The organism is Halomonas sp. BC04, assembly GCF_000568385.1.
In genome coordinates this window covers 1-25,163 of the sequence record NZ_AZQX01000223.1, presented here as the reverse complement: position 1 = coordinate 25,163, position 25,163 = coordinate 1, and the positions used below count along the sequence as shown (strand labels likewise).

The window sequence follows — 25,163 nt, the reverse complement described above, 5'->3', positions numbered from 1 at the left end:
TTGTGGATCGGCCGGTTACAACGCAGGGGCGAAAAACGGATCAGGTCAGGTGGTCGATCAGGCTGTCGCGGATGCGCGTCTGATCGCCGCGGGTCAGGCCCAGCAGTTCACGCTGCGGGTAGTTGTGGCGGGGGCCGCCGGGCTGGACGCGGGCGCGAAGGCCGTATTGGTGCACCCGGGCGATGCGGGCCACGCGGCCAACGAAGCCGACCTGGGCGCCGGCGGCGGTGACGCGGGCCTTGATGAATTTGGCGGTACGCAACTTGCTGAACATGGCGCGGCGTCTGATGCCGCCGGCCTGGCCTCGCAGGGCGGCGCGAGGCTCGTAGCGGGAGCCGTCGGGGTTCTGCTGGGCCTTGATGCGTTCGCGCTGGCTGATGCGCAGGTCGCGGGCGACCTCTCGGGCGAGCACGCGGCGCTGGCTGGCGGTGAGCTTTTCAATCAGCGGTGCGACCCATGATTCGAGGGCCTGCAGATCGGGGTCACTCATCGGTGGGGGACTCCCACGCACTGGCTTCTTGGAACTCGGCGTCACCGGGGCCTTTGACGTTCAGCGACCAGGAGGTAGCCGGGCATGCCTCTATCGGGTAGGCCGGCATGCGGTGTTCGGCGTTGATCTTGCCGGCGTCGCAGTCCACCAGGGCGACGACGCGTTCGGTCAGCCGCACGGTAAGCGCCAGGTCCCAGGCTTCATTGCTGAGGATCTCGGCCTCGAGGCTGACGGCTTCGTCTGGGTCGAGGTCGGGCTGGTAGCGGCTGAGCCACTGCAGCAGGGGGATCATCAGGGTGTCGAGTGAGCCGGTATAGTCGGTGATGACGATCTGGGCATCGACGCGGTATTCATGGCTGAGGTGCTGGCCGCGCGCGAAGGCGATGCGGCCATCCTGCACGAAGGTCAGCAGTTTTTCAGGACCTCGCCGGAGCTCTGGCACGGCGTCGATCAGGTGTTGGCGGAGGGCCTGGAGCTTGATCATCGGCCGAGCTCATCCAAGAAGCCGCGGGGCTTGCCCTTGAGCTGGCCGACGATCTTCTCGCCGGTGCGGCCGGCGATATAGCCGCCGACGCCGAGCGTCATCAGGTTCCACAGTGCCTCGGGCAGCTCGAGCTGCAGGCCGATGCCGAACATGGCACCCAGGTAGGGGGCGAGCAGGTAGTTGTTGGCGACAATGGCGACGATGACCAGCATCAGGATGGGGCGCCAGTTGCGCTGCAGCCAGCTCTCGCCGGCGGCCTCGGCCAGCAGCACCTTCATCTGGGCCTGCAGGTTGGCGTCCTGCTGGTCGATCAACCGGCGCTGCAGCTCGGCCTTGAGCCGGTTGGCTTCGTCCTTGTCGGTCACGGCCTTGTCGATGACATCGAAGATGGGGCCGGCAACGGTGCCGAGGATGTTCTGGATCAGGTTCATGCGGCGAGCTCCAGGGCGGTGGCATGGCGCCGGAAGGCGGCGGCCAGCTTGGTGTCGTAGTCGTTCCTCTCGAAGGCGGGGCCGTTGTAGCGCCGGGCGAAGTCGCGCCAGTCGTGGCGGCGCAGGCTGCGATGCAGGGCGGTGTCGGCTTCGATGAAGCGGATGAAGGCCTCGAGCTGGCGGGACTCGCTGTGGCGCATGGCATCGAGCCAGGCCAAAGCGCTGACGTAGCCGAGGCGCTCCCAGTGGAAGCCCATGATCTGGAACAGGCCCCAGCTGGCCGACTCGATGGCAGCCTGGTGGTGCAGGTAGCGGGCCTTGTCGAGGCGGTCGTGCTCCCGGTGGCCGCCGATGTAGCCGCCGGGGCTGCGGTTGATCAGGCTGGGGTGGCTGCGCTCGAGTTCGGTGGGGTTGACGCCATGATGCTCGAGACGGCGACGCATGATGTGGCGCTCGAACAGTATCACCGGCTCGCCGTTGCGCGGGCCACCGTGGTGAAAGCCGACGCCGCGCGATTCCACCTCATTGATGGCCATGATGGCGGCGAGATCGACATCGAGGGTGTCGGCGGCGTTGACCAGGTCGATCTGACCCAGCGCGCGGGCATCGTCGCCCTGGATGAGGGCGCGACGTGTCTTACGGCCGACCACGCCGTCGACGACGAGGCCGTGGGCGCGCTGGAACTTGCGCACGGCCCATTCGGTGGCGGGGCCGAAGATGCCGTCGGGCTCCAGGCTGGCTCCGTGGCGATTGAGGTCGCGCTGAACGGCTTCGACGGCATAGCCGGTATGGCCGTGGCGTAGCAGGGTCATGGCAGGCGTTCCTCCAGGTCACTGACGCGCTCGTTGAGCCGTCGCACGTCGTTCTTCAGGCCACCGATCTCGCGATCGGCATCGCTCTTGCGGTAGTAGAGGTTGCTCCAGTCGCGCAGCTCGCCTCGCAGTTCGTTGATCAGTTGCCCCTGGTAGGCCAGGCGCTCCTGGAGCACGGCGGTGTTCTTGCCCAGGTTGACGAGCTCGAGACCCGCCCAGGCGAGCAGGGCGACGAGGATGATCTGGATACCGGTTTGAATGTGGCGTTCGAGCATGGTCTGGGTTCCGTGGGGCCGGGGCATGCAGGTCCTTGTCAGCTCCAGAGGTTGATGATGTCGCGGCGCGCTGGCTGCGGTGCGGCGGCGGGTAGCGTGACCGGTGTTCCCTGCGGCAGGATCGGGCCCAGCTCGGCCAGGCCTGGGTTTAGCTGCAGGGCCTGTTCGGTGACGTCTGACGTGGCACCGAGCACCCGCTGGCAAATGCTGTCGAGGGTCTCGCCCTGCTGGGCGCGAACCGTGACCGTCATATCAGCTCGACCGTGGTGTGATTGCGGCCGGTGATTTCCGACACTGCCCACCGGGCGTCGCGGCGGTACTCGTCGGCAGCGGCGGCCTTGGCTTCGCCGCGGTCGTCGCCTTCGCCGGTGGCGGAGATCTCGCGGTAGCGCTCGAGCAAGGTGGCGTGTGCCGTGGCGTAAACGGCGCGCTTGTACAGAAGCGGGTAGACGTTGGGCGGCAGCCAGCTGGGCGGCGAGACATCGCCAATCGATTCGGCGCCGTCGTCGGCCTGCTCTTGCTGCCAGGTCGCGAGCTGTCGGTTGATATCGGCCATAGCCACCTGAAGCGCATGAACGGCTCGCTCGCTGGTGACGTTGCTGTCGAGGCGCTCGACCAGGCGGAAGTCTGCGGGGCTGACCGCGGGCCAGAAGCCGTTGTTCTCGATGTCGGTGGCCGGTGGATCTTCGGTGCCGTAGCCGGCGGCGATCAGTGACATGGTGGCCTCTCAAAAACGGGGGTGGGCCGGGCATCGAGCCAGGAGAGAGCTACCGCTCTAGCCCGGCGCCCCCGTGACGTCGGCGTGCGACTCGGTGGCAGCGGTCAGGCCTTGTTGCTGGTGGCCTGGCCGCTTGCGTTCTGCTGCTTGAGCTCGCGTTCGAGCTTCTCGATGTCTTTCTTGACGCCGACCCGGTCATTGAGCTGCAGGGCGCGCTGCAGGTGGGTCAGCGCTTCGGCGTGCTGCTCGCCCTTGGCGCGGTAGGCGTGGCCCAAGGCCTTGTGCAGCTTGGCGCGGATCTGGTCGTGCATATCCGCTTCGTGGACCAGGGCTTCGGCCTCGACCAGGTGCATGACGAGACGGGCGGCCAGGTCCTGATCGGCGGCATCATCGTCGGTGGCTTCCAGCTGCTTGAGGGCCTCGTCGGCGACCTGTTCGGCAACGATCGAGGCGGTGTCACGCTCGAAGCGGTCGGGGGTGTCGAGCTTGTGCTGCATCGCATAGCGGGCGATGGCCAGGCCGCCGGCGAGGTCGCCGATGTCAAAGCGCCACAGCATGACGGTCATCAGCACATCGTCTTGAGCGCCCTTGCCGCCATCGAGCACGCCGGCGATGTAGGCGTCGAACTCGGGCAGCAGCTCGCGCTTTTTCTCGATCTTGGCCTCGATGGACTTGATGCCCTTGAGGGTACGCCGCGCCTCCCAGAGCGCGGCGGCGAAGATCTCGTATTGCTCGCCGGTCTGGGGCCGGCCGGCAAGTGCGTCACCGGCTGCTAGGGCGGTGGTGACGCGCTGGTAGTGCTTACGGGCTGGGCTTAGCATCCAAGGCTCCTTATTCGGCCGGCTCGAGCAGCTCGATGTTCTCGACCAGGCAGCCGAACCCGTAATCCTCGACGACGTAGGCGTCGTTGCTGGATTCGTAGTTCTCGACCCGCTTGCGCTTGGGGTTGTCGACGATGCTGCGGCGCCGGCTACCCAGCTGCCAGTACATGGAGAGGTTCTGCAGGCTGGTGACGAAGATCTTTCCATCGGGCACGAAGGGCGCGCGGACGGCCTGCAGGCCGCCGACGCGCTTCTGGCTGATCATCATGTCGAGTGCGCGGGCCTCGGTGGGCGTTTCGGCGTGCTGGCTGATCAGCGGGAAGTATTTATCGGCGAGCATCTTGCGGCCCATGATGGCCACCAGGTCGGTGGACTCGCGGAACCAGGGATCCACCATCTCGTTCACGACATCGAAGACCAGGGCGTCGAGGTTCTTGTAGTCGCCGGAGGCGCCCACCGTCACCTTGCCGGAGGCGTCGGCGACTTCGGTCAGCACCCGGGCAGGGGCGTGGGTGCGGTATTTCTGCAACCAGCCGATGTTGACGTCCTGCAGCATCGGGTTCGCGGTGCGGTCGGTGGCAGTGGCAGCCGAGGTGCCGTTGAAGCCGACCATGATGCGGTCGAGGGCCTGCTGGCGAACGATGGCGTTGCGCAGCCGGGTCTGAAAATCCGGGAACTTGGCCCAGGCATCCATCTTCGCCCAGCTCAGGTAGGTGTCGAACTCGGTGGAGTGACACTCGTACTGGTGATCGCCCAGGGTGCTGAGGTCACGCGGCGAACGGTCGTTCTCGCTGACATCGGTGCGGCCGGCAATCGGGCCGGACACGCCGAGGCCGAGCTTTTCGCCCTTCAGCTCGTCGACGCCGACGATGTTGATCTGGCCGAGAAACTCGCTGGATTCCTGAATCTTGGATTCCAGGGTCTGTTGCACCGACGGTTCGACGCTGAACGTTTCGGCAGCGTTGGGCACGCCGGAGAGCTGCGCCAGGCGCTGCTTCCAGTTGTTGTAAGCAATACGGGTTTCGTTGCGCATGGTCAGTCCTTAGCAGTCGGTCAGTTCAGCACCGCCGGCGGCACCGGTGGCAGATGAGCGGGGCGGGGTGTCGGGGGTGAATTCGAGCTTGGTGAACAGCTCGGCGAGCTTGGCCTTGGTGGCGTCGTGGGCTTCCTGCAGCTCGGTGAATGCCTCGGCGGTGGGCCGGGCTTCCAGATCGGCAGCTAGGGCGCTGTGTTTCTGCACGAACAGCTCGAGGGTCTGCTCGAGCTCGGTGCGGAAGTCGGCGAAGCTATTGTCGGTCTTGGCGTCGTGCTTCTTGAACAGCGACTTGACGCGGTCTGCCAGGCTGGGGCCCTTGTCTTCCGGCTCGCCGGTGGAGAAATCGAGCTCTGTCTCGATGGCGGCGGTGAACAGGTTGCCCGGGCTGAGCTTGCGGGCTGCCAGGGGGCTCTTGTCACCCTGCTGGGCGCTGAACTGCAGCATCTCGGTGCCAAGGCTGGCCGGTGAGTCGGTGACCGCAACGCCGACCAGGTATGCCTCGCCGCTGCCGGCGAAGTCGGGATCGACTTCAATGCTGGAGTAGATTTTTTGCCGCTCGGCATTCATCTGCTTTAGCCGATCGGTTGGGTCGAGCTCGGCGAACAATCCAAGCTTGGTCACGCCGTCGATCTCGACGCTTTCGGCCTTGACGGCGTTGACATCGCCAAGCGCGGCGAAAGGGCCGTCGTGGTACATGCCGCGCATGTGCTCAAGCCAGATACGGGCGCCATATTTCGCGGGGGCATAGTTGCGGGCCATCTGTTCGATCCAGTCTTTCGAGATCGTGCGGCCATCGGTAGTGGCGCCTTCAGTGGCGACTCGAAACCAGGGCATGGGCGTTCCTCGGTGCGTTCAGGCGGTGGCGATTTGCTGCCGTCAGGTTCCGCGCCCATGCGCAGCGCCTCAACTGGGGGGCGTTGTAGATCCCTTAACCACAACCGGGGGCACCGGGCGGCCTGCGCGGGCGCGGGTACGCTGGCGGCATGACGACGATGCCCCCAGACATGACAGATTCCCCCCGCCTGACGGCCCGCCATCTCTACTGGCAGGGCTGGCGAGTGGCGCGCATTGCCGAGTTCATCGGCGAGAAACCCGCGACCGTTCACAGTTGGAAACAGCGTGACGACTGGGAGTCGGCATCGCCGACCCAGCGTGTGGAGGGCGCGCTCGAGGCGCGTCTGGTGCAGCTGATCACCAAGGCCAAGAAAGAGCCCGGAGACTTCAAGGAGATCGACCTGCTCGGCCGGCAGATCGAGCGACTGGCTCGGGTGCACAAGTACCAGGAGACCGGCAAGGAAGCCGACCTAAACCCGAACATCAACGCTCGCAATGAGGCGCCGCGGCGAAAGAAGCGGCGGAACTACCTGGAAGCAGAACAGGTAGAGCAGTTGAAGGCAGCCTTCCTGGAGAGATGCTTTCGGTACCAACTGGATTGGTACGACGCAGGGCTGAAATACCGTATTAGAAACATCCTGAAGAGCCGCCAGATTGGGGCCACTGATTATTTCTCACTCGAAGCAATCGTCGATGCCTTCGAGAATGCCCGAAACAAGATATTTCTCTCTGCCTCGAAAGCTCAGGCCCACATCTTCAAGAACTACATCGTCAAGTTCGTCAAGGAGGTCACCGGCGTAGAGCTGAAGGGTGACCCCCTGGTGCTGGATAACGGTGCCGAACTGCACTTCCTCGGCACCAACAGCAAGACCGCCCAGGGCTACCACGGTGACGTGTTCCTTGATGAGTATTTCTGGATCCACCGGTTCCAGGAGTTCCGCAAGGTCACGTCCGGCATGGCCATGCACAAGAAATGGCGGCAGACCTATTTCTCCACGCCATCGAGCGTGGGGCATGAGGCGTACCCGTTCTGGAATGGTGAGCTGTTCAACAAGCGGCGGGCGAAGAAGGACCGGAAGGAATTCGATGTTTCCCACGCGGCACTGGCCCAGGGCTTGCTGTGCCCGATGGGCAGTGGCGGCAGATCGTCACGGTGGAAGACGCCATCGCCGGCGGCTGCGACCTGTTCGACCTCGAGCAGCTGCGCCTCGAATACAGCGATGACGAGTTCGCCAACCTGCTGATGTGTCAGTTCGTCGACGACAGCCAGAGCGCGTTTCCGCTGGCCCTGGTCATGCCCTGCATGGTCGACAGCTGGGAAGTCTGGGACGACTACCGGCCGTTCGCGCCGCGCCTGTTGGTGATCGGGGTGTCTGGGTGGGGTACGACCCGAGCGGTACCGGCGAGGATGGCGACGGCGCCGGGCTGGTGGTGGTGTTGCCGGCACGAACGATGGGCGAGCGTCATCGGGTGCTCGAGCGCCACCGGCTGAAGGGCGACGACTACGAAGCGCAGGCGGATTTCATCAAGGGGTTCCGCGAGAAATACCGCATCGAGCACATCGGCATCGATACCACCGGGCTCGGCGGGGCGGTGGCCGAGTACGTCGAGAAGTGGTTCCCAACCGTGGTGCGGTACCGCTACACGCCAGAGCTGAAGGGCATGATGGTGATGCAGGCACAGCAGATCATGCGCAAGGGCCGGCTTGAGTTCGACGCCGGCTGGTCGGATCTCATGCAATCGTTCATGGCCATCAAGCGCGAGTTGACCGACAGCGGCCGCCAGTTCACCTACAAATCCGGACGCAACAAGCAGACCGGCCACGCCGACCTGGCGTGGGCAACCATGCACGCCCTACACAAAGAACCGATCGAGGGCCCGGCCGAGGCCGGTACCGGTCAATCCATGATGGAGATCTTCGAATGAGCGAGACAGCCGAAAAGCCGCGCATCAGGGTGCCGGCCTACAAGACCGACGACAGCGGCCCCGGGCGCATGGAGGCGTTCAGCTTTGGCGAGCCGGAGCCGGTCACCTCGATGCGTGATATCTGGTACGAGGGGGTGTGGCTGTCGCCCGACGAGTGGTACGAGCCGCCGATCCCGTTCTCGATCCTTGCGAAGAGCTACCGGGCGACGGCGCACCACGGCTCGGCGCTACAGGTGAAGCGGAACATTCTGCTGCGTACCTTCCAGCCTCATGAGCTGCTCGGCCGGCAGGCGTTCAGTGCGCTGGCCCTGGATTACCTGGTGTTCGGCAATGGCTACCTCGAAGAGGTGCGCGGCCGCCTGGGCAAGCGGCTGCCGTTCCGCCACCTGCGCGCCAAGTACATGCGCCGTGGCGGGCCGGCTGCCGACCGCTATTGGTGGGTGCCCAACTACCTGGAAAAGGTCGAGCTGCCGCGGGGCAGGGTGGTGCACCTGCTCGAGCCGGATATCGATCAGTCGATCTACGGGGTGCCCGACTATATCGGCAGCCTGCAAAGCGCCTGGCTCAACGAGAGCGCTACCCTGTTCCGCCGGCGGTACTACCTCAACGGCTCGCATGCCGGGTTCATCATGTACGTGAACGATCCCGCCCATGACCAGAAGGATATCGACTCGATTCGCCAGGCGCTGCGCGAGAGCAAGGGGCCGGGCAATTTCCGGAACCTGTTCATGTACTCCCCTGGGGGCAAGAAGGACGGGGTTCAGATCATCCCGGTTTCCGAGGTCGCGGCGAAGGATGACTTTTTCAACATCAAGAACCTGACCCGGGACGACCAGCTCGCCGGACATAGGATACCCCCCCAGCTGATGGGGGTAGTCCCCCAGAACACAGCCGGGTTCGGTGACGTCGAGAAGGCCGCCCGGGTATTCGTTGCCAATGAACTGGAGCCCCTGCAGGCCACCATGATGGAGATCAACGAGATCATGGGGGAAGAGATCGTCAGGTTCCGCCCGTACTCCCTCGACGAGCCGAGCGGTACCGGCCTGGACCCTGCCCGGTAGCCCTGCGAACCAGCAGGCACCCCAGCCCCACCATGCCGCCCACCTGGGCGGCTTTTTCGGCATCATCGCCAATCTTTTTGATACGCATTAGCCTTAGCGTCTGAGTTGGCGGCCCAGCGCGGCCCGCTGCGCTTCTCTGTTCCTAGCCCTGCTCGCTCCTCGCCTTCGATTCCCTTAGCGCCCTCACGGCCGCCAGCGGGCCGACCTGCCCCACGCCCGCCAGACCCCACGGCGCGCCATCGGCACCCCGCCCCGCCTGCGCTCTAAAAATATTTATTTTTATGCACTGATGCGCTAAGGGTTCAGGCCGCGCCGTTGCTGGGCTCGCGGCAGGTTATTAGAGGTTCTTTCCTTATGCGCTTTTATGCACTTTTCGCCATGGTTATGCACAGGTGGTTTTTCATTCTGATGTGAACGCCGGCGGCCACATTGTGACCGCCGGCGTCGTTGAATCTGTTCCGCTCGCTATGCTGGTGTACCGCTACTGTACCAAGATCACCTAACCGATTGTTCTGCCTGCCCTGTTGTCCCATCCATCATCGGGGCAATAGAGAAAGTGCGGTCGAGCTCGGGCATTGGCATCACTGGTAGGGCAGGGGAAGGGGATGATTCTATCAGCCCTGGTCAATCATTGGCCATTTCAGGCACATCATGCCTCGCATTGATCGAAAGCCGCTGTCTTTTGCCGGCATCTACGCCGAGTTGTAATGCTGGCAGCCTGGGCTATGCGGTCCTAGTCTGACTAACCGCAAGACGGTCCGCCAGGTGGGCCGTGACGTATACCGGCCAGGCAATGAGGGAGACTCAGGGATGAATCATTCGGCCGTGTAATTTTGTAAGATATTTCTTACAGAAACTCGAGCAATTTTCTTACATTGAACATTATCCTGCGTTAAACCGCTATTCGCCCAGAGCGACTACCTTGAAGTGTAGCGGGACAGGGAGAGCCCAACAGGGAAGATCGAGCAATGGAGTGCTCATACCCAGGGATGCTTGGGCAGGAAGCTCGAGGTTGGTTTGCAAACAGGGAGCGTTGAGATGTGCCCGGCCCCAGTGGCCGGGCTTTTTTCATTCTCGCCTTCAGGCAGGCGCTGCCGTAACAACGTGGTGGGAGCTGTCATTCCCGTCCGGCCTGGCCTCAGGTATTGAACACCGCGTACACCATCTGCAGGGCCAGCCCCATCAACATGACGGCGAAGGCCCGCTTGAGCAGCGCCACGGGCAGCCGATGGGCCAGCCTGGCCCCGATGGGGGCGGTGAGGATGCTGAAGGGCGCCATCAACAGCAGGGCGGGCAGGTAGACGTAGCCCAGGGCGGCACTCGGCAGGCCCGGCGTGGCCCAGCCATTGATGATATAGCCCAGCGCACCCGCCACGGCGATGGGCAGCCCCACGGCCGCCGAGGTGCCGATCGCACGTGGCAGTTTCACGTTGCACCAGGTCAGGAAGGGCACCGTCAGCGAGCCACCGCCGATGGCCACCAGGGCCGAGATGGCGCCGATGCCAAGGCCGGCCCCGCTAAGGCCGACCGGGCGAGGCAGGCTACGACTAGGCTTGGGTTTCAGGTTGGCCATCATCTGCAGCGACATCAGTACCATGAAGCAGGCGAAAAAGATGGCCAGGCCTCGGGTCGGCATCAGGGCGGCGATGAAGGTCGCCAGAAAGGTGCCGGCCAGTATGCCCGGCGTCATGTAGCGAACGGTTTGCCAATGCACGGCCCCGTGGCGATGATGGGAGAGCAGGCTGGCGGTGGCCGCGGGAATGATGGCGGCCATGGCGGTGCCCAGGGCCAGGTGAGCGAGGTGCTCGTGGGGCACGCCCTGCAATACGAACAGCGAGGTAAGAATCGGTACCATGATACCGCCGCCACCGATGCCGAGCAGGCCAGCCATGATGCCGACCACGCCGCCAAGGGCAATGTAGGCCAGCCACCAGATCAGTTCCAAGGTAGGGTCTCCTGAAAGGGCTTTGCCAGTATTGGCCGGCCATTGTACGGCAAGCGGGCATCGGGTAGTGAGTGAAGGGGAGGGCGGTAAGTACAGGTTCCTGGGCACCGGGCTTGGTGTGGAGCAGGCCACGGGTTGGCTACGAGCCGGGGCAGCACCAGGAGCGCACCTTATTCCGTTGACAAGCAGGCAACATCAAGGAAGCAGAAATGGATGGGCATTTCTGGAGGCACGGGAAATGATCGTCTTTGAAAACGGCGTCGTGCCTGGTGTCATGATTCTCTTTCCCTTTCAGGTATGGATCTTGTTTTGGCCAGAGGGTTCGGCAGATAAAGTGAACGATATGTGTTCGGGGGAGTTGCGCGATACGAGAAGGTCAAGGCACCTGGCCCGGAGCGTGTGGCCGGCTTTCTGAGCGGTAATGAGAGTGTTCATGAGCCGTCGCAAAATATTCTAAAGCGGCATGGATATAGTTGCCTGATGTCGAGACTGGCGATACTGGAAAGCCAATCTTATGAGCCTTGACGGAACGCCGTAAAAGGCTCTGTGAGGTATTCAAGGAGGCCACGGCTAGGGTGGATACCTACCCGTGACATCTGGATAACGCGATCCATCTTCCACCATGTTTCTCAATTTTTTCCATCTCGATGAGAGCGAAAAGAGCGCAGTCAGCCCTTTCTTGACCAGGAGGAGTGTTCAAAAATGGACTCTCGTCTGATTCAGATGGGAGAGCAGGTGACGGCATGCATGCCATATGGGGAATGCCCCGCTTCCTCTGCCTTGACTGCTCCTGGTTCGGTTTCCGCCAAGAAATATGCTATGTAAGGGTGAGGCACCAGCCAAAGGGAGGCTAGGGACGATGAGCCGACAACAGAGATTGGAATCACTGCGCGATGAACTGATCGATCGTGCAGATCGCTACAAGGCGCACAAGGCACGCCTGGAGCAGCCGCTGGACAGGGATCTGGAAGACCAGGCCATCGAGCTGGAAAATGAGGATGTCATCGATGCGCTGGAGCAGGAAGCCGAGGAGGAGCTGCGTCAAGTGATGCATGCACTGGAGCGTGTCCAGAGCGGCGAAGGCGATACGTGCGAACAGTGTGGCGAGCCGATTGATCCCCGGCGTATCGAAGCATTGCCTTATGCCGTACTGTGCCTGGAGTGTGCCGCTGGCAGAGCCCACCAGTAGCCATAGCCATTTCTGGAAAAACAGCGAATTCCTACCCATTTGCGATCTTGAAGAGCCGTTACGCTCTTCTGGCGCGGTGTCCGACTGGCGTTGCTTGGTTTAATTTCGCCGTTGGGACGAACCGTCCAGGCCGGTGGTAGTCTAGAAGATCAATATGTCGGTTGGAGGAATTCATGAAGGTACGGCGTCGACTATCCTGCGTTGGATTGGTGGCTCTGCTGGCGCTGTCCGGCTGTGGTAACGACACTGGGCCGGAAGAGGCTGGGCCGGAAGAAGACGTGACGAATGGACAGCCGGAAGTCGTCGCGACCGATGAGGCTGCTGAAGAGGTGGAGCCGCTGGAGGTGGATATCTCGGTTGCGGCTGCGCTGCGCAGCGACCGGAGGCTGATGGTCGAGGGGGAGACCAATTTGCCGGAAGGGGCTCGCCTGTTGATCGTGGTGGAACGTGAGTTGAGCGGCGTGCGTTGGCAGTCGCGTACAGAAGTCCAGGGTAGCCGTTTCGAAGCGGGGCCGTTCGGACCCGGGAGCGGTCTGCCGGACGGTGGTTATACCATTACGGTGAATTTGCCGGAGGCCAGTGTGCAGCCGTCGGCGATTCGTCAGCGGATCGGTGACCAGGGCGAGCATCTGGCAGGACCGCTGGTAAGGAGTTCGCGCCACGGTCTGGGGCAGGTGGCAAGCTATTCGCGGCGCTATCTGATCGGCACTGAGCCACGCCGAACCACCGACGAGGTGGAAGTGCTGGGCGTTGAATGAGGTACCCAGAGGGGCACCTTAGTTCCCCTCCTGGCGCCAGCGCGCCAACAGCCTGCCGACCGGTTGGTCATTCTTCTGCAGCGGCGTTGCCTGGGACGCTGCTGATCTTTCACTGCTATAGAGCAATTCCCCGTCCTGGCTGCGTTCCAGTTGGCCGATGAACAGACCCATTTCACCTTCTATCAAATAACGGCCCGGTTGGTCGTAGCCTTTTATCGGCCCAATGGCGGCCAGGTCGCCTGTGCCCAGGTAATCGAAATATTCACCGGGGGCCGGGGTGACCAGATAGCACTCACCTCGCCAGTTGGTATCGGCAAGAAAGCCCTCGGGCAGCGTGATGCGGTTGGCGTTGGGGTTATGCCAGGGGGCTGGAGGCTGGCTACGCAGATAGAGCGGCGTGGGCAGCAGATCGGCACTGTCATCTTCCAGCAGGCGACGCAAGGGGCAGCCCAGGGCATCGGCCAGGGCGACCAGGCGCTCGTGGCCGATCTGCTTGATAGCGCCGGACTCCCAATACGAAATCGTGACATCGGAAACGCCGACTTTCCTAGCCAGTGCCGCCTTATTGAGGCTCGCCTCTATCCGAAGCTGCTTGATGCGTGGGCCCAATGCGTGCATCTCTTCATTCCTGCCAACGATGAATAAAAGAAAGGGATAGTCAATGATCTGGATTAACTGTGCAAATTTGGCGTGTCAACGATAAAAAAACTGTTAGGGGCGCGGTTGCTGCCTGCTGTGAAGGGTGGGGCTGTCCGGCGTTCCTTGCGGCTGTGAATGCTACAAGGTGCTGATTTATTATTGCTTTTCGCATCCATTGGGTGTGGCAAGTGAGCAGAGGGCGTCGAAAGGTCCTGCTGTTCGGGTGGAGTAGAGGGGCGGTCGAGTTAGGTCAGTTGACCACGCTTCCAGCGCAAGGGTCTCCTGGTATCGACCTCGTCGGCTGGAAAGGATTCCCGGGCACGGCTGCCTGTGTCCAGGCAGGTGCGTATAATGGCGCCATGCCCATCCCTCAATGGATAAGGACGACATGACCGTACGTACTCGCATTGCGCCGTCACCCACCGGTGACCCCCATGTGGGCACCGCCTACATTGCCCTGTTCAACCTCTGCTTCGCGCGACAGCACGGCGGGCAGTTCATCCTGCGCATCGAGGATACCGACCGGGTCCGCTCTACTGCCGAGTCTGAGCAAATGATCCTCGATTCACTGCGCTGGCTGGGGCTGGAGTGGGACGAGGGGCCGGATGTGGGTGGCCCCCATGGCCCTTACCGCCAGAGCGAGCGTGGAGACATCTATGCCGAATATGCCCGGCAGCTGATCGACGCCGGCCACGCCTTCAAGTGCTACCGTACCAGCGAGGAGCTGGATGAGCTGCGTGAGGCACGCAAGGCGGCAGGCATGCACCTGGCACTGAAGCCCACTGATCTGGCTTTGCCCAGTGACGAGCAGATGCGCCGCGAGCGAGAAGGGTGGCCTCATGTGGTGCGCATGAACGTGCCCACCACCGGCACCTGCCTGATAGAGGACATGTTGCGGGATACCATCGAAGTCGACTGGGCCCAGGTCGATGCCCAGATCCTGCTCAAGTCCGATGGCATGCCTACCTACCACCTGGCCAATGTGGTGGACGATCACCTGATGGGAATCACCCATGTGCTACGTGGTGAAGAGTGGATCAACTCGGCGCCCAAGCATCAGCTGCTCTATGAATACTTTGGTTGGCGGATGCCGGTGCTCTGCCATATGCCGCTGCTGCGCAACCCTGACAAGTCGAAGCTTTCCAAGCGCAAGAACCCGACCTCGATCAATTACTATCGCCGGATGGGATTCCTGCCCCAGGCTGTGACCAACTACCTTGGCCGTATGGGTTGGTCGATGCCCGACGAGCGCGAGAAGTTCAGCCTCGATGAGATGATGACGCACTTCGATGTCCAGCGAGTCTCGCTCGGCGGCCCGGTTTTCGATCTCGAGAAGCTGACCTGGCTCAACGGCCTCTATATTCGTGAGGACCTTGACGACAAGGCGTTCCTGAAGGCCTTGATGGAGTGGGCCTTCAACGAGGAGTACGTTGGGCAGATCCTGCCCCAGGTGCGTACCCGGGTGGAAATCCTTTCCCAGGTGGCGCCGCTGGCCGGTCATTTCTTCTCCGGCCTGCCGGAGATCGAGGAGGGCGATTTCGACAGCGTCAAGCTGGGACGGGAGGAACTGGTCAAGTTGCTGCAATTCCTGGTTTGGCGCTTCGAGGTCGTCCCGGCCTGGCACAAGGAGGTGTTGCTCGGCGAGGTCAAGGCGTTGGCAGCGCATTTCGATCTGAAGATGAAGGACTTCCTGGCCCCGGTTTTCATCGCCATTACCGGTTCTGCAGCGAGCACGTCGGTCATGGATGCCATGGCCATACTGGGCTCGGACATGACCAGGGCGCGGCTGCGCCACGCCATCGAGGTGCTCGGCGGAGTGTCCAAGAAGCAGGCCAAGCGCTTCGAAAAGGAGTACCGCGAACTCTTATAATGGGTTGAAACAGGCGATTTGCCTGTTGACGAAGGCGAGGCTAATCAGTAATATACGCCTCGTCTTCACGAGACATGTGGGGCCTTAGCTCAGCTGGGAGAGCGCAACACTGGCAGTGTTGAGGTCAGCGGTTCGATCCCGCTAGGCTCCACCAATCATGGTTTCGTGCGTGACATTGCGTCCCATTCGTCTAGTGGTCCAGGACACCGCCCTTTCACGGCGGGAACAGGGGTTCGAACCCCCTATGGGACGCCATCCTGCTCTATCATCCCGTTTTCTGAAATCGAGATCCCGAGACGCCTGGTGCGTCTTTTTTGTTGTCTGGTCGCGCCCAGTGCGATGGCGGCTTCCGCTTGCGTGTAAAACGCATTGAAGTGCCGGTTTTTCGCGATTTAGGGCTTGACTTGTCCACTCGTCCAAGGCTTCCGGAAATACCCTGTGTGCAGTTTTGCCCACCTCGCTGCACCCTAGGTGTTTCCGGTAAAACCTATATATTTCAACTAGTTATAATCGGTTAAAAATTAACCAATCTAACGGCATCCCTCTGGCCATGCCGATTCGATGGTGTTTTCTGGTGGTTGTGAACAGGGTTATCCACAGAATGTGTGGAAAACGTTCTGGCGCGCTCAGAAGTGACGATTCATGCCTGATGGATGAGGCTTGTCAAGCCATGGATCGTAGTTTCTTCATGCTGGATCAGCAGGGCTTGGTCTCGGGGCGCCACGACGGGAGTGGCGCCCGAGTCGATCTCAGCCGCGGCCCGGGTCGCGCAGGCGGCGGAGCAGCGAGGAAGTGTCCCAGCGGCCGCCTCCCATGACCTGAACGTCACCATAGAACTGGTCCACCAAGGCGGTTACCGGCAGGCGAGCCTGGAGGCGGCGAGCCTGGTCCAGGCAAATGCCAGGTCCTTGCGCATCCAGTCCACGGCAAAGCCGTGCTCGTACTCATCCTCGATCATGGTCTTGTGGCGATTTTCCATCTGCCAGGACCCCGCGGCCCCTTTGGCGATGACATCAATGACACGCTGCTGGTCTAGCCCAGCCTGCTCGGCGAAGTGAAGGCCCTCGGCCAGGCCCTGGACCAGGCCGGCGATGCAGATCTGGTTGACCATCTTGGTCAGCTGTCCACTGCCGGCAGGGCCCATCAGGCTGATCGCCCGGGCGTAGTGGGCGAGAATGGGCTCGGCGCGGGCGAACTCGCTCTCCTCACCGCCGCACATGATGGTCAGCAAGCCGTTGATGGCGCCTTGCTGGCCGCCGGAAACGGGGGCGTCGATGAAGCCGACGTCCTGCTCGCGGCAGGTTCCGGCGAGCTCTGCGGCCAGATCGGACGAGGCGGTCGTGTGATCGACCAGTAGGCGGCCGGCGGCCATGCCCTGCAGGGCGCCCTGTGGGCCGGTTGTGACCTCGCGCACGTCATTGTCGTTACCCACGCACATCATTACGAGATCGGCGCCCTGGGCGGCTTCCCGGGGCGTTGTGTGGTGGCTTCCACCATGTTCAGCGACCCAGGCCTCGGCCGTTGCGGCGGTTCGATTGTAGACGCGTACGGTCAAGCCCTGCCTGGCGAGGTGGCCGGCCATGGGGTAACCCATGACGCCCAGGCCGATAAAGGCGACAGTCGAGATAGTCTGGCTCATTGATGATTCCTTCTCGTTGATGGCGGAGCTGTAGTCCGATGACGCTAAGCCTCCATGGGCGGCTGGACGCAAAAGGCCGCCCGTTGGGGCGGCCTTTCGGTACCGAGCGGCCTTGGGCCGCATCCTGCCGGGTAGTGACAGGATAGATTACTTGGTAGGGTAGTCGCGCTGCGGATGTCCGATATAGAGCTGGCGCGGACGACCGATCTTGTAGTCGCCGGTGATCATCTCGTGCCAGTGGGAAATCCAGCCAATGGTGCGCGATACGGCGAAGATCACCGTGAACATGTTGGTTGGGATACCCATGGCCTTGAGGATGATGCCGGAATAGAAGTCGACGTTGGGATAGAGCTTGCGCTCGATGAAATACTCGTCTTCCAGGGCGATCTCCTCTAGGCGCTTGGCGATCTTCAACTGAGGATCATCAGCCATGCCCAGCTCGCGCAGCACTTCGTCGCAGGTCTCCTTCATGACCTTGGCGCGCGGGTCGAAGTTGCGATAGACGCGGTGGCCAAAGCCCATCAGGCGGAAGGGGTCGTCCTTGTCCTTGGCCTTGTCTACGAAGCGCTGGATGTTCTCTTCGGAGTCGTCACCGATCTCGTCGAGCATGTTCAGCACGGCTTCGTTGGCCCCACCGTGGGCCGGTCCCCATAGTGCCGCAATGCCGGCGCTGATACAGGCGAACGGGTTGGCACCGGTAGAGCCTGCCAGGCGTACCGTGGAGGTGGAGGCGTTCTGTTCATGGTCGGCGTGGAGCATGAAGATGCGATCCATGGCCTTGGCAAACACCGGGTTGGTCTTGTACTCCTCGCAGGGGTTGCTGAACATCATGTAGAGGAAGTTCTCTGCATAGTTCAGGTCATTGCGCGGATAGTTGAACGGCTGGCCGATATTGTACTTGTAGGACATCGCGGCGATAGTCGGCATCTTGGCGATCAGACGGATGGCGCTGATCTCGCGATCCTCGGCCTTGGTGATATCCATGTGGTCATGGTAGAAGGCCGCCAGGCCGCCGACCACGCCACACAGGATCGACATCGGGTGCGCGTCGCGCCGAAAGCCCTTGAAGAAGTTGTTGATCTGGTCGTGGACCATGGTGTGGTTGCTGATGCGCTTCTCGATATCGGCATACTGCGTATCGTCGGGCAGTTCGCCAAACAGCAGCAGGTAGCACATCTCGACGAAGTTGGACTCCTTGGCCAGTTGCTCGATGGGGTAGCCGCGGTGCAGCAGCACCCCCTTGGCACCATCGATGTAGGTAATGGCGGACTGGCACGAGGAGGTTGCCATGAAGCCCGGGTCGTAGGTAAACAGGCCTTCTGCGCCGAGGCCGCGCACATCAACCACGTCAGGCCCCAGGGTGCCCGAGTAGATCGGCAGGTCGACCGGTTTATCCAGTCCGTCTACCGTCAGTGTCGCTTTCCTGTCAGCCATGCTGGCCTCCTCTAGAAGTCGAATTGAAACGTTAAGTCGTTATTTCGCAAACAGTGTTTTCTTATGTTGGGCCGCGAAAAAGGTTCGCCCACTATAGAAGCGTTCCCGGGATTGTCAATTAACCTTAAGCGACCCCTTGGCTGTACATTGCGCTTGCTGTGTAACGGAAATTGTACAACAATTGGTGCTGTGCACCATGGATACCGCATGGGGTGGCCAGTTGGCGCGTCGTCGGCTGGACTGTCATGAGCAATGGGCTTGAACCATGGTCGAGTTCGGTGGGTGTTCATTTGTCACTAGGGGTTCATATCCCTATAATCCACTGCGCGCGACTGGCAGGTACTCGTTGTCATGCCCGTCCCGGCAGCGGCGAGCCCCCTACCTCAAACCACCGCCCGCATTCCAGCCAAGTCCGATCGGCACAGGAGCGAGCCAAGAGAGTGTGTATAGAGCCGTGAATAGCAAACGACCCGTCAACCTCGACCTCACCACGATAGAGTTTCCACTTCCCGCCTTGACGTCGATCGCCCACCGGATCACCGGCGTCATCCTTTTCATCGGACTGATCTTTGCCTTCTGGGCCCTCGACAGGTCACTGTCTTCCCCGGCCGGCTTCGCTGCCGTGAGTGACACCCTGGCCAACAATATTCTGGCGAAGCTGGTGGCCTGGGGACTGCTTTCCGCCCTGGCCTTCCACTTCGTGGCCGGCATCAAGCATATGGTGATGGATGCCGATATCGGCGTGACCCTGGAGGGGGGCGTCAAGAAGGCGCAGGTCACCGTGGTGGTGAGCGCCGTTCTGATCATTCTGGCGGGAGTCTGGGTATGGTAACCAATATCACCAATCTGGGTCGCAGTGGCCTGTCCGACTGGCTCATCCAGCGTGTGTCGGCAGTCATCCTGGCGCTCTACACGCTGTTCATCGTCGCCTACCTGCTGTTCAATCCGGGGCTCGACTACTACACCTGGAGCGGCCTGTTCGGCCAGACCTGGATGCGCATCTTTTCACTGCTGGCCTTCATCTCTCTTGCCGCTCATGCCTGGGTCGGTCTGTGGACAGTGACCACGGACTACATGAAGTCGACCGGTGCTCGTGTCGGCACCCAGCTCGTCATCATCCTGGCCATCTTCGTGTTCCTGGTCTGGGGCATTCTAGTTCTTTGGGGAGCCTGATACATGTCAACCATGCGTAGTCTGACATTCGACGCCATCATCATCGGCGGCGGCGGCGCCGGCATGCGTGCCGCTCTAGAGCTGGCCAAGTCCGGCAAGAAGACCGCCGTGCTGTCCAAGGTCTTCCCGACCCGCTCGCACACCGTCTCTGCCCAGGGCGGTATCACCTGCGCCATCGCCTCCGCCGATCCCAGCGATGACTGGCGCTGGCACATGTATGACACGGTCAAGGGCGGCGACTACATCACCGACCAGGATGCGGCCGAATACATGTGCTCCGAGGGTCCCAAGGCGGTCTTCGAGCTCGAGCACATGGGCCTGCCGTTCTCGCGCTTCGAGAATGGTCGCATCTACCAGCGCCCCTTCGGCGGCCAGTCCAAGAATTTCGGCGAGGGCGGCCAGGCGGCGCGTACCTGTGCTGCGGCCGACCGTACCGGTCATGCTCTGCTGCACACCTTGTATCAGAATAACCTGAAGAACAACACCACCTTCCTCAACGAGTGGTTTGCGGTCGATCTGGTCAAGAATGCCGATGGCGACGTGGTGGGCTGTATCGCCATGTGCATCGAGACCGGGGAAGTGGTGCACGTCAAGTCCAAGGCCACCGTTCTGGCCACCGGCGGTGCCGGGCGCATTTACGCCTCCACCACCAACGCGCTGATCAACACCGGCGACGGTATCGGCATGGCGCTGCGCGCCGGTTTCCCCATGCAGGACATGGAGATGTGGCAGTTTCACCCCACTGGCATCTACGGGGCCGGCGTGCTGGTCACCGAGGGGTGCCGTGGCGAGGGTGGCTATCTGGTCAACAAGGATGGCGAGCGTTTCATGGAGCGCTATGCGCCCAACGCCAAGGATCTTGCTGGTCGTGACGTGGTGGCCCGGTCCATGGTGATGGAGATCCTCGAGGGACGCGGCTGCGGCGAGAATGGCGATCACGTCTATCTCAAGCTGGACCACCTCGGCGAAGAGGTGCTCAACAAGCGCCTGCCCGGCATCAGCGAGCTCTCCAAGATATTCGCCCATGCCGACCCGACCAAGGCGCCTATCCCGGTGGTGCCGACTTGCCACTACATGATGGGCGGGATCCCCACCAACGTTCATGGCCAGGCGATCATGCAGGATGCCGACGGCAACGACCAGATCGTGGGCGGCCTGTTCGCTTGCGGCGAGGCGGCCTGCGTGTCGGTGCACGGTGCCAACCGCCTGGGCGGCAACTCACTGCTCGATCTGGTGGTGTTCGGCCGGGCTGCGGGCATGTTCATCGAGAGCGCACTCAATGAAGGTGTCGAGTACCTCGACGCGAGCGAGTCCGATATCGACAGTGCCATGAAGCGTATCAACCGCTGGAACGAGTCCAGTGGTGGTGAGTCGGTCGCCGATCTCAAGGTCGAGCTGCAGAGCATCATGCAGAACGCCTTCGGCGTGTTCCGTCAGGAAGACAACATGCAGGAAGGCGTCAAGAAACTCGGCGAGCTGCGCGGACGCATCGCCGAGGCGCACCTGGTCGACAAGTCGGGCGCCTTCAACACGGCACGCATCGAGGCCCTTGAGCTCGATAACCTGATGGAGGTGGCCGAAGCCACTGCCATTGCGGCGCTGGAGCGCAAGGAGAGCCGTGGCGCGCACTCTCGCTATGACTATCCGGACCGAGACGATGTCAACTGGCTGAAGCACTCCATGTACTTCCCGCTCGAGAAGAAGGTCGGTAAGCGCGACGTCAATTTCAAGCCGAAGACCGTTGACACCTTCGAGCCCAAAATCCGCACCTATTAAGGGGGAGTCACGATGTCCATGCTTCAGGTATCCATTTACCGTTACAATCCGGAAACCGACTCCGCACCCTACATGCAGGAGTATCAGGTGGACACCCAGGGCCGGGACCTGATGGTCCTGAATATCCTGGAGATGCTCAAGGCCGAGGACACCACGCTGGCCTATCGTCGCAGCTGCCGCGAAGGCGTGTGCGGCTCCGACGGCATGAACATGAACGGCAAGAACGGCCTGGCCTGCATCACCTCCCTTTCGGAGGTGGTCAAGAACAACAAGCTGGTGCTGCGGCCGCTGCCGGGCCTGCCGGTGGTGCGCGACCTGGCGGTCGACATGGGGCTATTCTACAAGCAGTACGAGCGTATCCAGCCGTACCTGCAGAACGACGAACCGGCGCCCGCCATCGAGCGCCTGCAGTCACCGGAAGAGCGCGACAAGCTAGACGGGCTCTACGAGTGCATTCTGTGTGCCTGCTGCTCGACCTCCTGCCCATCGTTCTGGTGGAATCCGGAGAAGTTCGTCGGTCCGGCGGGGCTGCTGCAATCCTATCGCTTCCTGGCCGACTCGCGGGATACCGCTACCCAGGCGCGCCTCGCCGAGCTGGAGGATCCGTTCAGCGTATTTCGTTGCCGCGGCATCATGAACTGTGTGGCGGTTTGCCCCAAGGGGCTCAATCCGACACGTGCCATTGGCAAGATTCGTGACATGCTGCTTGCGAATGCCACTTAAATCGTGGCCTAGGGCTTGCTATCATGGCTGCCGGAATCTGGCCGCGGCGAGTTGCCGCGGTCGTTTCCCGTGGAGCAGGTCAAGAGCCGGTGCCATAGGTACCGGCTCTTGACCATGGAATTCAAGGATTCCGGCCTGGCGGCCGGAGCCGCCGGATAAGGAAGACGCCCTTCCGGCAGGGCACCAGCCAAGCCGTCGCGGCTGGCCCGTGACGGCGCCGACAACACCCCATCAGTGTAGGGTGACCGAGAGATGCAACAAGGCATAATGGAGTTGATGTGGAACAGCTCCCACGTGAGCGGCAGCAACGTTCACTATGTGGAAGCGCTCTACGAGCAATACCTCGCCGACCCAGGTTCCGTCCCCGAAGAGTGGCGAACCTATTTCGACCAGCTGCCCAGTGTGGAAGGTGGTTCTACCCACGACGTTCCCCTCAGTCCCGTCCGTCATCAGTTCGAGCAACTGGGGCGTGCGCGCCGAACGACGGCAGTCGCCGCCGCGGATAGTGGCGAGGGCAAGAAGCAGGTCAAGGTCCTTCAGCTGATCAACGCCTATCGCTTCCGGGGCCACCAGAAGGCCGATATCGACCCGCTCGATCTGCGAAGCCCGATACCGGTACCCGACCTGGACCTCTCCTTCCATCAGCTTTCCAAGGACGACCTGGATACCGAGTTCCAGACCGGCTCCTTCTTCATGGGCTTGGACAAGGCACCGTTGCGCGAGATCGTCGAGGCGCTGGAGCAGACCTACTGTCGCTCCATCGGCTGCGAGGTCATGCACATCGTCGATACCGAGGAGAAGCGCTGGCTGCAGCAGCGGTTCGAGTCGGTGCGTTCGACCCCCAAGTTCAGCGATGACGTGCGCAAGCACCTGCTGGAGCGGCTGACGGCTGCCGAGGGGCTGGAGAACTACCTGGCATCCAAGTACCCAGGAACCAAGCGTTTCGGCCTGGAAGGAGGCGAATCCTTCATTCCGATGATGGACGAGCTGATTCAGCGGGGCGGAGGTTACGGTGTCAAGGAGGTGGTTATCGGCATGGCCCACCGCGGACGCCTCAACCTGCTGGTCAACATCCTCGGCAAGAATCCTTCCGAGCTGATCGACGAGTTCGACGGCAAGAAGCTGATCGAGCGTGGGTCGGGGGACGTCAAGTACCACCAGGGCTTCAGCTCGAATGTGATGACACCGGGTGGTGAAGTCCACCTGGCTCTGGCCTTCAACCCCTCCCACCTGGAGATCGTCTCTCCCGTGGTCGAGGGCTCCGTGCGGGCGCGACAGGATCGTCGTGACGACATGGAAGGCACAAAGGTGCTGCCGATCAATATCCATGGCGACGCGGCCTTCGCCGGTCAGGGTGTGGTCATGGAGACCTTCCAGATGTCCCAGACCCGTGCCTACAAGACCGGCGGCACGGTTCATATCGTCATCAACAACCAGGTCGGCTTCACCACCTCGCATCCGCAGGACACGCGCTCCACCGAGTACTGCACCGATATCGCCAAGATGGTTCAGGCGCCGATCTTTCATGTCAACGGCGACGACCCGGATGCCGTGCTGCATGCCACCCAGGTGGCACTGGACTACCGCCAGCAGTTCAAGAAGGACGTGGTCATCGACCTGGTCTGCTATCGCCGCCGTGGCCACAACGAGGCCGACGAGCCCTCCGGCACCCAGCCGATGATGTATCGCAAGATCAAGGAACATCCCTCGTCGCGCACCCTCTACGCCCAGCGTCTGGTGGAGCAGGGTGTGCTCTCAGAGGACGATGCCAAGGCGATGATCGAGACCTATCGCGAAGACCTCATGGCCGGCAACCACGTGGCCAACGCCCTGGTGCAGGAGCCCAACACCTCACTGTTCGTCGATTGGCAGCCCTATCTGGGGCATGAGTGGTCTGGTCATGCCGACACTGGCGTCGAGATGAAGCGACTTCAGCGTCTGGCCGGCAAGATGTGCGAGATTCCCGATGGGGTCGAAGTGCAGCGCCAGGTGGTCAAGATCTACGAAGACCGCCGCAAGATGCAGGCCGGTGGCCTGGGCCTCAACTGGGGGTTCGCCGAAACCCTGGCGTACGCCACGCTGCTCGACGAGGGACATCCGGTGCGCATCACCGGCCAGGACGTGGGTCGCGGTACCTTCTCCCACCGCCATGCGGTAGTACACAACCAGAAGGACGGCAGCGTCCATGTGCCGCTGCAACACATGGCCGATGGCCAGCCGCGGTTCACCATCCATGACTCCTTCCTCTCCGAGGAGGCGGTGCTGGCGTTCGAGTACGGCTATGCGACAACGGCGCCCAACCATCTGGTGATCTGGGAAGCGCAGTTCGGTGACTTCTTCAACGGTGCCCAGGTTGTAGTCGATCAGTTCATCTCCTCCGGCGAGACCAAGTGGGGCCGCCTGTGTGGCCTGACGATGCTGCTGCCCCATGGCTATGAGGGGCAGGGGCCTGAGCACTCGTCCGCCCGCCTGGAGCGCTTTCTGCAGATGTGTGCCGAGCACAACATGCAGGTCTGCGTGCCAACCACACCGTCACAGATCTTCCATCTGCTGCGCCGCCAGGTGATCCGCAAGCTGAGAAAGCCGCTGGTGGTGATGACGCCCAAGAGCCTGCTGCGGCACAAGGAAGCCACTTCCAGCCTGGATGACCTGGCCAATGGCCACTTCCACATGGTACTGCCGGACCAGGGCGGCCTTGCTGCCCAGGGGGTCAAGCGCGTCATCATGTGTGCCGGCAAGGTCTACTACGACCTGGCGGCCTGGCGTGAAGAGAACAAGCGTGACGATACCGCGATCCTGCGTATCGAGCAGCTCTATCCCTTCCCCAAGGAAGAGCTTTTCGAGGCGCTCAAGGATTACGTCAACCTCGAATCGGTGGTGTGGTGTCAGGAGGAACCGCTCAATCAGGGGGCCTGGTACTCGAGCCAGCACCATATGCGGGCCGTGGCCGACATGATCAAGAATGGCCTGGGCGGAGAACTGAAGTTCGCCGGTCGCCCGGCATCGGCGGCACCTGCGGCGGGCTACATGTCCGTGCATATCGAACAGCAGCGCCAGCTGGTCGAAGACGCCTTCACCATTTAAGGCGACTCACCAGAACGAGAGAGATCACACAAGGGAAACGACATG

Annotated in this window: 25 protein-coding genes, 2 tRNA genes and 1 pseudogene; 14 read left to right on the top strand and 14 right to left on the bottom strand. The window is 62.0% G+C overall.

The window, feature by feature from the left end:
* Nucleotides 1-40 precede the first annotated feature (40 nt).
* From Q427_RS15495 to Q427_RS15450, 10 genes are all read right to left on the bottom strand, one after another.
* The gene (locus tag Q427_RS15495) at nt 41-490 is read right to left on the bottom strand and encodes a phage virion morphogenesis protein (protein ID WP_043515512.1); all 450 of its coding nucleotides are present in this window, start codon (nt 488-490) and stop codon (nt 41-43) included.
* Nucleotides 483-974, bottom strand: a complete 492-nt coding sequence (locus Q427_RS15490; protein ID WP_051496428.1) for a phage tail protein — start codon at nt 972-974, stop codon at nt 483-485. The genes Q427_RS15495 and Q427_RS15490 overlap by 8 nt, the downstream gene beginning before the upstream one ends.
* Nucleotides 971-1,405 (bottom strand): holin family protein, encoded by a 435-nt coding sequence (locus Q427_RS29020; protein WP_051496427.1) that lies wholly within the window; start codon nt 1,403-1,405, stop codon nt 971-973. Before Q427_RS29020 ends, Q427_RS15490 begins: the two co-directional genes overlap by 4 nt.
* Nucleotides 1,402-2,217, bottom strand: a complete 816-nt coding sequence (locus Q427_RS15480; protein ID WP_043515510.1) for an N-acetylmuramidase domain-containing protein — start codon at nt 2,215-2,217, stop codon at nt 1,402-1,404. Before Q427_RS15480 ends, Q427_RS29020 begins: the two co-directional genes overlap by 4 nt.
* Nucleotides 2,214-2,492, bottom strand: a complete 279-nt coding sequence (locus tag Q427_RS15475) for a hypothetical protein (protein WP_043515509.1) — start codon at nt 2,490-2,492, stop codon at nt 2,214-2,216. Before Q427_RS15475 ends, Q427_RS15480 begins: the two co-directional genes overlap by 4 nt.
* Nucleotides 2,493-2,530: 38 nt before the next feature.
* Entirely contained in the window at nt 2,531-2,743 is a 213-nt protein-coding gene (locus tag Q427_RS15470; protein WP_043515507.1) for a tail protein X, read from the bottom strand.
* Nucleotides 2,740-3,210 carry a head completion/stabilization protein gene (locus Q427_RS15465; RefSeq protein ID WP_051496426.1) on the bottom strand — a complete coding sequence of 157 codons (471 nt, stop codon included), beginning with the start codon at nt 3,208-3,210 and terminating at the stop codon, nt 2,740-2,742. The genes Q427_RS15470 and Q427_RS15465 overlap by 4 nt, the downstream gene beginning before the upstream one ends.
* A 104-nt stretch (nt 3,211-3,314) precedes the next feature.
* Nucleotides 3,315-4,031 (bottom strand): phage terminase small subunit, encoded by a 717-nt coding sequence (gene gpM, locus Q427_RS15460; RefSeq protein WP_043515505.1) that lies wholly within the window; start codon nt 4,029-4,031, stop codon nt 3,315-3,317.
* A gap of 10 nt (nt 4,032-4,041) precedes the next feature.
* A complete protein-coding gene (locus Q427_RS15455; protein WP_043515504.1) occupies nt 4,042-5,064 on the bottom strand; it encodes a phage major capsid protein, P2 family in 1,023 nt (340 codons plus the stop codon).
* Between the two features lie 9 nt (nt 5,065-5,073).
* Nucleotides 5,074-5,901, bottom strand: a complete 828-nt coding sequence (locus tag Q427_RS15450; RefSeq protein ID WP_043515502.1) for a GPO family capsid scaffolding protein — start codon at nt 5,899-5,901, stop codon at nt 5,074-5,076.
* Nucleotides 5,902-6,071: 170 nt separating this feature from the next.
* Here Q427_RS15450 and Q427_RS36970 point away from each other — a divergent pair, with 170 nt between their 5' ends.
* Genes Q427_RS36970 through Q427_RS15440 form a run of 4 tightly spaced genes read left to right on the top strand, consistent with a single transcriptional unit; the run spans nt 6,072 to nt 8,888 of the window.
* Nucleotides 6,072-7,145: a terminase large subunit domain-containing protein gene (locus Q427_RS36970; protein ID WP_442905507.1), complete on the top strand. Its 1,074-nt coding sequence runs from the start codon at nt 6,072-6,074 to the stop codon at nt 7,143-7,145.
* Complete coding sequence (locus Q427_RS36965; RefSeq protein WP_442905506.1) at nt 7,055-7,393, top strand: terminase large subunit domain-containing protein; 339 nt, start codon at nt 7,055-7,057, stop codon at nt 7,391-7,393. The genes Q427_RS36970 and Q427_RS36965 overlap by 91 nt, the downstream gene beginning before the upstream one ends.
* Nucleotides 7,279-7,827 carry a phage terminase large subunit family protein gene (locus Q427_RS36960; protein WP_442905505.1) on the top strand — a complete coding sequence of 183 codons (549 nt, stop codon included), beginning with the start codon at nt 7,279-7,281 and terminating at the stop codon, nt 7,825-7,827. The genes Q427_RS36965 and Q427_RS36960 overlap by 115 nt, the downstream gene beginning before the upstream one ends.
* A complete protein-coding gene (locus tag Q427_RS15440) occupies nt 7,824-8,888 on the top strand; it encodes a phage portal protein (protein WP_051496425.1) in 1,065 nt (354 codons plus the stop codon). Before Q427_RS36960 ends, Q427_RS15440 begins: the two co-directional genes overlap by 4 nt.
* A 1,138-nt stretch (nt 8,889-10,026) precedes the next feature.
* Here Q427_RS15440 and Q427_RS15435 read toward each other — a convergent pair.
* Entirely contained in the window at nt 10,027-10,833 is an 807-nt protein-coding gene (locus Q427_RS15435) for a sulfite exporter TauE/SafE family protein (RefSeq protein ID WP_043515501.1), read from the bottom strand.
* A gap of 859 nt (nt 10,834-11,692) precedes the next feature.
* Between Q427_RS15435 and Q427_RS15430 the strand changes: the two genes are divergently transcribed.
* A complete protein-coding gene (locus Q427_RS15430) occupies nt 11,693-12,022 on the top strand; it encodes a TraR/DksA family transcriptional regulator (protein ID WP_043515498.1) in 330 nt (109 codons plus the stop codon).
* A 173-nt stretch (nt 12,023-12,195) separates the two neighbouring features.
* Nucleotides 12,196-12,780 carry a hypothetical protein gene (locus Q427_RS15425; protein WP_043515495.1) on the top strand — a complete coding sequence of 195 codons (585 nt, stop codon included), beginning with the start codon at nt 12,196-12,198 and terminating at the stop codon, nt 12,778-12,780.
* A gap of 18 nt (nt 12,781-12,798) precedes the next feature.
* On the opposite strand, the gene Q427_RS34190 is transcribed toward Q427_RS15425, so the two are convergent.
* On the bottom strand, nt 12,799-13,398 hold the full coding sequence (locus Q427_RS34190; protein WP_051496424.1) for a helix-turn-helix domain-containing protein: 600 nt from the start codon (nt 13,396-13,398) through the stop codon (nt 12,799-12,801).
* A gap of 409 nt (nt 13,399-13,807) precedes the next feature.
* Here Q427_RS34190 and gltX point away from each other — a divergent pair, with 409 nt between their 5' ends.
* The 3 genes from gltX to Q427_RS15405 all read left to right on the top strand — a co-directional run bounded on the left by gltX (nt 13,808) and on the right by Q427_RS15405 (nt 15,544).
* Nucleotides 13,808-15,289: a glutamate--tRNA ligase gene (gltX, locus tag Q427_RS15415; protein WP_043515492.1), complete on the top strand. Its 1,482-nt coding sequence runs from the start codon at nt 13,808-13,810 to the stop codon at nt 15,287-15,289.
* A gap of 78 nt (nt 15,290-15,367) precedes the next feature.
* Nucleotides 15,368-15,443: transfer RNA gene (locus tag Q427_RS15410), tRNA-Ala, on the top strand.
* Between the two features lie 25 nt (nt 15,444-15,468).
* Nucleotides 15,469-15,544: transfer RNA gene (locus Q427_RS15405), tRNA-Glu, on the top strand.
* A 494-nt stretch (nt 15,545-16,038) separates the two neighbouring features.
* Here the strand turns inward: Q427_RS15405 and Q427_RS15400 are convergent.
* Both Q427_RS15400 and gltA read right to left on the bottom strand, forming a co-directional pair.
* Nucleotides 16,039-16,928, bottom strand: a pseudogene (locus Q427_RS15400) (NAD(P)-dependent oxidoreductase).
* 147 nt (nt 16,929-17,075) lie between these two features.
* A complete protein-coding gene (gene gltA, locus Q427_RS15395) occupies nt 17,076-18,362 on the bottom strand; it encodes a citrate synthase (RefSeq protein WP_043515490.1) in 1,287 nt (428 codons plus the stop codon).
* Nucleotides 18,363-18,816: 454 nt separating this feature from the next.
* Between gltA and sdhC the strand changes: the two genes are divergently transcribed.
* The 5 genes from sdhC (at nt 18,817) to Q427_RS15370 (ending at nt 25,118) form a co-directional block, all read left to right on the top strand.
* The gene (gene sdhC, locus Q427_RS15390; protein ID WP_197030670.1) at nt 18,817-19,194 is read left to right on the top strand and encodes a succinate dehydrogenase, cytochrome b556 subunit; all 378 of its coding nucleotides are present in this window, start codon (nt 18,817-18,819) and stop codon (nt 19,192-19,194) included.
* Nucleotides 19,188-19,535: a succinate dehydrogenase, hydrophobic membrane anchor protein gene (sdhD, locus tag Q427_RS15385; RefSeq protein ID WP_043515485.1), complete on the top strand. Its 348-nt coding sequence runs from the start codon at nt 19,188-19,190 to the stop codon at nt 19,533-19,535. Before sdhC ends, sdhD begins: the two co-directional genes overlap by 7 nt.
* Nucleotides 19,536-19,538: 3 nt before the next feature.
* Nucleotides 19,539-21,311: a succinate dehydrogenase flavoprotein subunit gene (gene sdhA / locus Q427_RS15380; RefSeq protein WP_043515483.1), complete on the top strand. Its 1,773-nt coding sequence runs from the start codon at nt 19,539-19,541 to the stop codon at nt 21,309-21,311.
* Between the two features lie 12 nt (nt 21,312-21,323).
* Nucleotides 21,324-22,034 (top strand): succinate dehydrogenase iron-sulfur subunit, encoded by a 711-nt coding sequence (locus Q427_RS15375; RefSeq protein WP_043515481.1) that lies wholly within the window; start codon nt 21,324-21,326, stop codon nt 22,032-22,034.
* A gap of 252 nt (nt 22,035-22,286) precedes the next feature.
* Nucleotides 22,287-25,118 (top strand): 2-oxoglutarate dehydrogenase E1 component, encoded by a 2,832-nt coding sequence (locus Q427_RS15370; protein ID WP_043515480.1) that lies wholly within the window; start codon nt 22,287-22,289, stop codon nt 25,116-25,118.
* Nucleotides 25,119-25,163 lie beyond the last annotated feature (45 nt).

Excerpts from the sequence above, each read along its gene's own strand:
- Q427_RS15495 (WP_043515512.1), bottom strand. The coding sequence starts at position 490 with ATGAGTGACCCCGATCTGCAGGCCCTCGAATCATGGGTCGCACCGCTG.
- Q427_RS15490 (WP_051496428.1), bottom strand. The coding sequence starts at position 974 with ATGATCAAGCTCCAGGCCCTCCGCCAACACCTGATCGACGCCGTGCCA.
- Q427_RS29020 (WP_051496427.1), bottom strand. The coding sequence starts at position 1,405 with ATGAACCTGATCCAGAACATCCTCGGCACCGTTGCCGGCCCCATCTTC.
- Q427_RS15480 (WP_043515510.1), bottom strand. The coding sequence starts at position 2,217 with ATGACCCTGCTACGCCACGGCCATACCGGCTATGCCGTCGAAGCCGTT.
- Q427_RS15475 (WP_043515509.1), bottom strand. The coding sequence starts at position 2,492 with ATGCTCGAACGCCACATTCAAACCGGTATCCAGATCATCCTCGTCGCC.
- Q427_RS15470 (WP_043515507.1), bottom strand. The coding sequence starts at position 2,743 with ATGACGGTCACGGTTCGCGCCCAGCAGGGCGAGACCCTCGACAGCATT.
- Q427_RS15465 (WP_051496426.1), bottom strand. The coding sequence starts at position 3,210 with ATGTCACTGATCGCCGCCGGCTACGGCACCGAAGATCCACCGGCCACC.
- gpM (WP_043515505.1), bottom strand. The coding sequence starts at position 4,031 with ATGCTAAGCCCAGCCCGTAAGCACTACCAGCGCGTCACCACCGCCCTA.
- Q427_RS15455 (WP_043515504.1), bottom strand. The coding sequence starts at position 5,064 with ATGCGCAACGAAACCCGTATTGCTTACAACAACTGGAAGCAGCGCCTG.
- Q427_RS15450 (WP_043515502.1), bottom strand. The coding sequence starts at position 5,901 with ATGCCCTGGTTTCGAGTCGCCACTGAAGGCGCCACTACCGATGGCCGC.
- Q427_RS36970 (WP_442905507.1), top strand. The coding sequence starts at position 6,072 with ATGACAGATTCCCCCCGCCTGACGGCCCGCCATCTCTACTGGCAGGGC.
- Q427_RS15440 (WP_051496425.1), top strand. The coding sequence starts at position 7,824 with ATGAGCGAGACAGCCGAAAAGCCGCGCATCAGGGTGCCGGCCTACAAG.
- Q427_RS15430 (WP_043515498.1), top strand. The coding sequence starts at position 11,693 with ATGAGCCGACAACAGAGATTGGAATCACTGCGCGATGAACTGATCGAT.
- Q427_RS15425 (WP_043515495.1), top strand. The coding sequence starts at position 12,196 with ATGAAGGTACGGCGTCGACTATCCTGCGTTGGATTGGTGGCTCTGCTG.
- Q427_RS34190 (WP_051496424.1), bottom strand. The coding sequence starts at position 13,398 with ATGCACGCATTGGGCCCACGCATCAAGCAGCTTCGGATAGAGGCGAGC.
- gltX (WP_043515492.1), top strand. The coding sequence starts at position 13,808 with ATGACCGTACGTACTCGCATTGCGCCGTCACCCACCGGTGACCCCCAT.
- gltA (WP_043515490.1), bottom strand. The coding sequence starts at position 18,362 with ATGGCTGACAGGAAAGCGACACTGACGGTAGACGGACTGGATAAACCG.
- sdhD (WP_043515485.1), top strand. The coding sequence starts at position 19,188 with ATGGTAACCAATATCACCAATCTGGGTCGCAGTGGCCTGTCCGACTGG.
- sdhA (WP_043515483.1), top strand. The coding sequence starts at position 19,539 with ATGTCAACCATGCGTAGTCTGACATTCGACGCCATCATCATCGGCGGC.
- Q427_RS15375 (WP_043515481.1), top strand. The coding sequence starts at position 21,324 with ATGTCCATGCTTCAGGTATCCATTTACCGTTACAATCCGGAAACCGAC.
- Q427_RS15370 (WP_043515480.1), top strand. The coding sequence starts at position 22,287 with ATGCAACAAGGCATAATGGAGTTGATGTGGAACAGCTCCCACGTGAGC.